This is a genomic window from Streptococcus sp. HMSC067H01, from assembly GCF_001814775.1.
GTDB lineage: Bacteria > Bacillota > Bacilli > Lactobacillales > Streptococcaceae > Streptococcus.
This window is the reverse complement of record NZ_KV817802.1, coordinates 1-5,295: the sequence shown is the minus strand read 5'-3', so window position 1 is coordinate 5,295 and position 5,295 is coordinate 1. Positions and strand designations below refer to the sequence as shown.

General features: G+C 37.7%; 10 protein-coding genes. All 10 read left to right on the top strand.

Features of this window, described 5'->3' with window-relative positions:
- Positions 1–473 (top strand): Rib/alpha-like domain-containing protein (locus HMPREF2987_RS11380; protein WP_142995375.1); only part of this gene is annotated, 473 nt, incomplete at its 5' end.
- A 181-nt stretch (positions 474–654) separates the two neighbouring features.
- The gene (locus tag HMPREF2987_RS11290) at positions 655–1,173 is read left to right on the top strand and encodes a transposase (RefSeq protein ID WP_075229825.1); all 519 of its coding nucleotides are present in this window, start codon (positions 655–657) and stop codon (positions 1,171–1,173) included.
- A gap of 102 nt (positions 1,174–1,275) precedes the next feature.
- Positions 1,276–1,908, top strand: a complete 633-nt coding sequence (locus HMPREF2987_RS11285) for a transposase (RefSeq protein WP_257375150.1) — start codon at positions 1,276–1,278, stop codon at positions 1,906–1,908.
- A 34-nt stretch (positions 1,909–1,942) separates the two neighbouring features.
- The gene (locus tag HMPREF2987_RS11280) at positions 1,943–2,182 is read left to right on the top strand and encodes a transposase (protein ID WP_075229824.1); all 240 of its coding nucleotides are present in this window, start codon (positions 1,943–1,945) and stop codon (positions 2,180–2,182) included.
- Positions 2,183–2,350: 168 nt separating this feature from the next.
- Positions 2,351–2,719, top strand: coding sequence for a hypothetical protein (locus HMPREF2987_RS06485; protein WP_075229823.1), 369 nt, complete (start codon positions 2,351–2,353; stop codon positions 2,717–2,719).
- Between the two features lie 132 nt (positions 2,720–2,851).
- Positions 2,852–3,544, top strand: coding sequence for a phosphoglycerate mutase (locus HMPREF2987_RS06480; RefSeq protein ID WP_075229822.1), 693 nt, complete (start codon positions 2,852–2,854; stop codon positions 3,542–3,544).
- A gap of 172 nt (positions 3,545–3,716) precedes the next feature.
- Positions 3,717–3,869 carry a 50S ribosomal protein L33 gene (gene rpmG, locus HMPREF2987_RS10375; protein ID WP_001809375.1) on the top strand — a complete coding sequence of 51 codons (153 nt, stop codon included), beginning with the start codon at positions 3,717–3,719 and terminating at the stop codon, positions 3,867–3,869.
- Positions 3,870–3,878: 9 nt separating this feature from the next.
- The gene (gene secE, locus HMPREF2987_RS06475; protein WP_001211016.1) at positions 3,879–4,055 is read left to right on the top strand and encodes a preprotein translocase subunit SecE; all 177 of its coding nucleotides are present in this window, start codon (positions 3,879–3,881) and stop codon (positions 4,053–4,055) included.
- A 57-nt stretch (positions 4,056–4,112) separates the two neighbouring features.
- Positions 4,113–4,649: a transcription termination/antitermination protein NusG gene (gene nusG, locus HMPREF2987_RS06470; RefSeq protein WP_075227310.1), complete on the top strand. Its 537-nt coding sequence runs from the start codon at positions 4,113–4,115 to the stop codon at positions 4,647–4,649.
- A 202-nt stretch (positions 4,650–4,851) separates the two neighbouring features.
- A partial coding sequence (locus tag HMPREF2987_RS06465) for a transcriptional regulator (protein WP_075229821.1) occupies positions 4,852–5,295 on the top strand: 444 nt, incomplete at its 3' end.

The following is a 5,295-nucleotide window of genomic DNA, read 5'->3' as shown; positions in this document are numbered from 1 at the left end:
AAGGAACAACAGTCGTTGTGACTTACCCAGATGGCTCTAAGGATGAAGTTCCGGTAACAGTTAAAGTAGTAGATCCAAGCACAGATGCGGATAAGAACACCCCAACTGCTAAAGATCAAACAGTTAAGAAGGGTGAAACTCCAGACGCTAAGAAATCAATTGGCAATGTAGGCGATCTTCCAGAAGGAACTAAATTCGAGTACAAGACACCAGTAGATACAACAACACCAGGTGAAAAAGACGCAATTGTTGTAGTAACATATCCAGATGGCTCTAAGGATGAAGTTCCAGTTAAAGTAACTGTTGCAGCTAATGCAGCTCCAGCTTCTGATAACACTCCAGCTAAGAAAGCAGGCGCTAAAGAATTACCAAATACTGGTACAAAACAATCTAGCGCTTCACTTGCTCTAGCACTTCTTGCAGCAGCGACAGGAGGACTCCTTATCTCTAAAAAACGTAAGGAAGAAGAGTAAGCTATTTCTCAAATAAAGCAAATCTAAGAATCTTGATTCTATAAATTTGCTAGAAAAGAGTCTGGGACAATAGTGTCTCGATTCTATCAAAAAAGCAACGGTTTTTGCCGTTGCTTTTTGCATGGTTGCGATAGTCTTGGTAAAATAGAATTGCACAATAAACATTTAGAAAGGCTATCCCATGCATATTCACTATAACACAAATCAAACAACTTTATCACTAGAAATCAGTTCTTTCTTACCACAAGACCATCTTGTTTTTACTATTGAAAAAGTGGTGAATACCTTGGAGGATAGTCACTTCCACGCCTTCTATCATGCCTTTGGTCGTCCGTCTTATCACCTTAAAATGCTTGTATCTACTCTTCTATTTGCCTATTCACAAGGGATTTTCTCTGGACGAAAAATTGAAAAAATGATGATTGAAAATCTGGCTATGCAATACCTAACAGGGCAGTTGCTTGTCAGCTACCGCACTATCAATCGTTTTCGTATCGCTGAAGGGATGGAAGAACTCATTCGTGATCTTTTCATCGATCTCAATCTTCGTTTAAAAATGGAAGAGTTAGTAACCCTAGATTATTTGTTTATTGACGGGACTAAGATTGAAGCTAATACCAACAAGTATAGTTTCGTGTGGAAAAAGGCAACGGATAAGTTTTCTATCAAATTTCAAGAACAGATACAGGTCTATTTTTAAGAAAAAATCACACCCCTTATCCATCAGGCTATTAGGCTGGATGGAGAAGAGCCGATTTCTTCAGAGCAGTTGATTGAATTCGCTCAAGTCCTTGAAGAAGAATTGAAAAAACTGAACCAGGACATTGAGGAGACACCCGTTAAAGGGAAGGATGAACGTAAAACCCAACGTCGTAAACTCAAGAAAGTCTTGCGTAAAGTTAAGGATGATTTTTCAGTACGTGCTGAAAAATATGAGAAGTATCAAGAAACTTTTGAAGGCCACAACAGCTTTTCCAAGACAGATACAGATGCCACTTTTATGCGGATGAAAGAAGACTACATGAAAAATGGCCAACTCAAGGATGCTTATAATCTTCAAATCGCTACTGAAAACCAATTTGTGCTTCACTATGATGTCTTCTCAAATCCGATAGACACTAAGACTCTTCTGCCATTCCTTGAAGCCTATCCGCATGACTTAAAGACAGTTGTCGCAGATTCTGGATATGGAAGTGAAGAGAATCACCTTCGTTTAGATGAAAAGGGGGTGAACCATCTGATTAAATATGCCATGTTTGATAAGGAACAGAAGAGAGGGTATAAACAGTCAGCTAGAAACTTAGCGAATTGGCACTATAATGACAAGGAGGATAGCTACACACATCCTGATGGCTGGTGCTATCGTTTTCACCATACCAAACGTCAGAAAAACACAGACGGACTTTCAAGAGGAAATCAAGGTTTACTACGCTGATGAATCAGAATCAGCCCCTCAAAAGGGACTGTATATGAACGAAAGCTATCAAAACTTGAAAGCTAAAGAATGTCAGGCGTTTTTATCTCCCGAAGGTAGACAGATTTTCGCTCAACGCAAGATTGATGTGGAACCTGTCTTTGGGCAGATAAAGGCTTGTTTGGGTTACAAGAGATGTAATCTAAGAGGCAAGCGTCAAGTGAAAATTGATATGGGATTGGTACTTATGGCTAATAACCTCCTAAAATACAATAAGAGAACGACTCAAAATTGAAAAGCTAGAGTTCCACAATTGGAAATCTCTAGCTTTTTTGTGGCTGAGAACTATTTTATCTCAGGCTCTTTTTGTATAGATAAAGTGACTCTTTGTTAACTGGAAGAACTTTGAATTTAACTTAAAATATGGTAGAATAACAATTATTATATTTTTAAGGAGACAGTTATGAAGACAAAAACACTTGCACAAGTTGCTGGAATTATTGGGACTATCGCAGGCACGCTCTTGGCAATTTTGCCTGTAATTATATTAATGATTGTATCTATTTCTGAGAATGAAGATTTTGCAGGAGTAATTTTGGCGCTTATTTTCATTGTTTTTACATTAGTGAAAATCGCAACTCTAATTCTTGGAATTCTCTCTCTAATCTACTATAAGGATGATAAGCGTATTTCAATGGCACCATCTATTTTGTTAATCGTAGGTTCTGTAGTAGGCTTGATTCCATTTTTAGGCTGGATTGGTGGCATCGTCATTGTCATCGGTGGTGCCCTTTTTTTAACAAGCTTGAAACAATTTCAAGTTCAAGAATAGCTGTTTATTGAGAGAAGGTGCGTTCACCTCTTCTCTTTTAAATCGATTTTGACTAGCTTTTTTGTGAAAAATTGTGTAAAATAGAATAGATAAACGAGGGAAACCTCGGAAAATAAAAGGAGTATCCATCAAATGGTAAAATTGGTTTTTGCTCGCCACGGTGAGTCTGAATGGAACAAAGCTAACCTTTTCACTGGTTGGGCTGATGTTGATTTGTCTGAAAAAGGAACACAACAAGCGATTGACGCTGGTAAATTGATCAAAGAAGCTGGTATCGAATTTGACCAAGCTTATACTTCAGTATTGAAACGTGCAATCAAAACAACTAACTTGGCTCTTGAAGCATCTGACCAATTGTGGGTTCCAGTTGAAAAATCATGGCGTTTGAACGAACGTCACTACGGTGGTTTGACTGGTAAAAACAAAGCTGAAGCAGCTGAACAATTTGGTGATGAGCAAGTTCACATCTGGCGTCGTTCATACGATGTATTGCCTCCAAACATGGATCGTGATGATGAGCACTCAGCACACACTGACCGTCGTTACGCTTCACTTGATGACTCAGTAATTCCAGATGCTGAAAACTTGAAAGTTACTTTGGAACGTGCACTTCCATTCTGGGAAGATAAAATCGCTCCAGCACTTAAAGATGGTAAAAATGTATTCGTAGGAGCTCACGGTAACTCAATCCGTGCCCTTGTAAAACACATCAAACGCTTGTCAGATGACGAAATCATGGACGTGGAAATCCCTAACTTCCCACCATTGGTATTCGAATTCGACGAAAAATTGAACGTAGTTGCTGAATACTACCTTGGAAAATAAACATCATAAAGCCTAGGATGATTCCTAGGTTTTTTTATTTTTAAAACATAGAGTTTGAGGTAGAAAAAAACTTAAGCTGAGAAATTTGAAGTTCAAGATTTAGGAATTCAAAAAAACAATTTAGCTTGTCAAAGCAGAGGATTCTTGTTATAATAGGTAGGATGGAGGCGTTATGGCACTTAAAAAAGCAAGTCTAGCCTGTGCGGTTTGTGGTTCTAGAAACTATTCGATTAAGATTAGTGGAAATCCAAAACCAACACGCTTAGAAGTAAATAAATTTTGTAAACACTGTGGCAAGTACACCACACACAGAGAAACGAGATAGGAGAAAACGATGCGTTTTATTAAGGATATTTTTAAACTTCTTAAAGAAACAACTTGGCCGACTCGCAAAGAAAGTTGGTTAGATTTTAAATCTATCATGGAATACACTGCTTTCTTTGTAGTGATGATTTATATTTTTGACCAATTGATTGTTAGCGGATTGATTCGTTTTATTAATATTTTTTAAGATAAGGTAAGAGAAAGATCTAGTCGCTGAAATTCTTCAGTTAGGAAAGGAAAAAACATGGATAGTTTTGATAAAGGATGGTTTGTGCTACAAACTTATTCTGGCTACGAAAATAAAGTAAAAGAAAATCTATTGCAACGTGCACAAACATACAATATGTTAGAAAATATTCTACGTGTTGAAATTCCTACACAAACAGTGCAAGTGGAAAAAAATGGAAAGAAAAAAGAAATCGAAGAAAATCGCTTTCCAGGTTATGTTCTTGTAGAAATGGTTATGACCGACGAAGCTTGGTTTGTTGTGCGTAACACACCAAACGTAACAGGATTCGTAGGCTCGCACGGAAATAGATCAAAACCAACTCCACTTTTGGAACAAGAAATTCGCGATATTTTAGTTTCTATGGGTCAAACTGTCCAAGAATTTGATATTGATGTCCAAGTTGGTCAAACTGTTCGTATCATTGACGGTGCTTTTGCAGATTACACAGGTAAGATTACAGAAATTGATAACAACAAAGTTAAGATGATTATCTCTATGTTTGGTAATGATACAGTAGCAGAAGTAAATCTTAATCAGATTGCAGAACTTTAATCGGGCATTTCTTGGAAATTTCGTCAATTAAATCTAAAAAGCAAAGACAACTGTGGGGAAAACAGTTGTCTTTTTTCACCCTCACTTGTGAGTATTCACGATTTCCATAACATTAGAGAGCTAAAAAGAAACAAGATAGAAACTAGGGCCCTTCTTTCCCCCTTTCTCTGCTATACTACAAGCAGAGAAAGGAGGAAAGCAAATGCTTGAGAAATACTACGCAAAGGTAAAAGGGATTGTTCATAAATGCCGAAAAAATTATTATCTCCATCTATGGGAGAAGGAGGACTGGGATCAAGAAGGAATGATCTGCCTTTATGAACTCCTAGATTCCCATCCAGAACTAGTTGAAAAAGAAAAGAAACTCTACGTCTACTTCAAAACAAAATTCCGGAACCGAATCCTTGATACTGTAAGAAAACAAGAGAGCCAAAAGCGACGTCTAGATCGAATGGCTTATGAAGAAGTAGGAGAGATTAGCCATCGCCTACCAGAAGGAGGTTTATGGTTGGATGATTATTATGCCTTTCATGACTTGTTAGATAATTATAGAAGAAAGTTGCCCCAAAATAAGCAAGAAACCTACGAACGTCTCTGGGCAGATGAACGCTTCAAAGGCCGCAAGTCCCTTCTCAGGGATTTAGAG

Excerpts from the sequence above, each read along its gene's own strand:
- nusG (WP_075227310.1), top strand. The coding sequence starts at position 4,113 with ATGGATAGTTTTGATAAAGGATGGTTTGTGCTACAAACTTATTCTGGC.
- HMPREF2987_RS11280 (WP_075229824.1), top strand. The coding sequence starts at position 1,943 with ATGAACGAAAGCTATCAAAACTTGAAAGCTAAAGAATGTCAGGCGTTT.
- HMPREF2987_RS06480 (WP_075229822.1), top strand. The coding sequence starts at position 2,852 with ATGGTAAAATTGGTTTTTGCTCGCCACGGTGAGTCTGAATGGAACAAA.
- HMPREF2987_RS06485 (WP_075229823.1), top strand. The coding sequence starts at position 2,351 with ATGAAGACAAAAACACTTGCACAAGTTGCTGGAATTATTGGGACTATC.
- secE (WP_001211016.1), top strand. The coding sequence starts at position 3,879 with ATGCGTTTTATTAAGGATATTTTTAAACTTCTTAAAGAAACAACTTGG.
- HMPREF2987_RS11290 (WP_075229825.1), top strand. The coding sequence starts at position 655 with ATGCATATTCACTATAACACAAATCAAACAACTTTATCACTAGAAATC.
- rpmG (WP_001809375.1), top strand. The coding sequence starts at position 3,717 with ATGGCACTTAAAAAAGCAAGTCTAGCCTGTGCGGTTTGTGGTTCTAGA.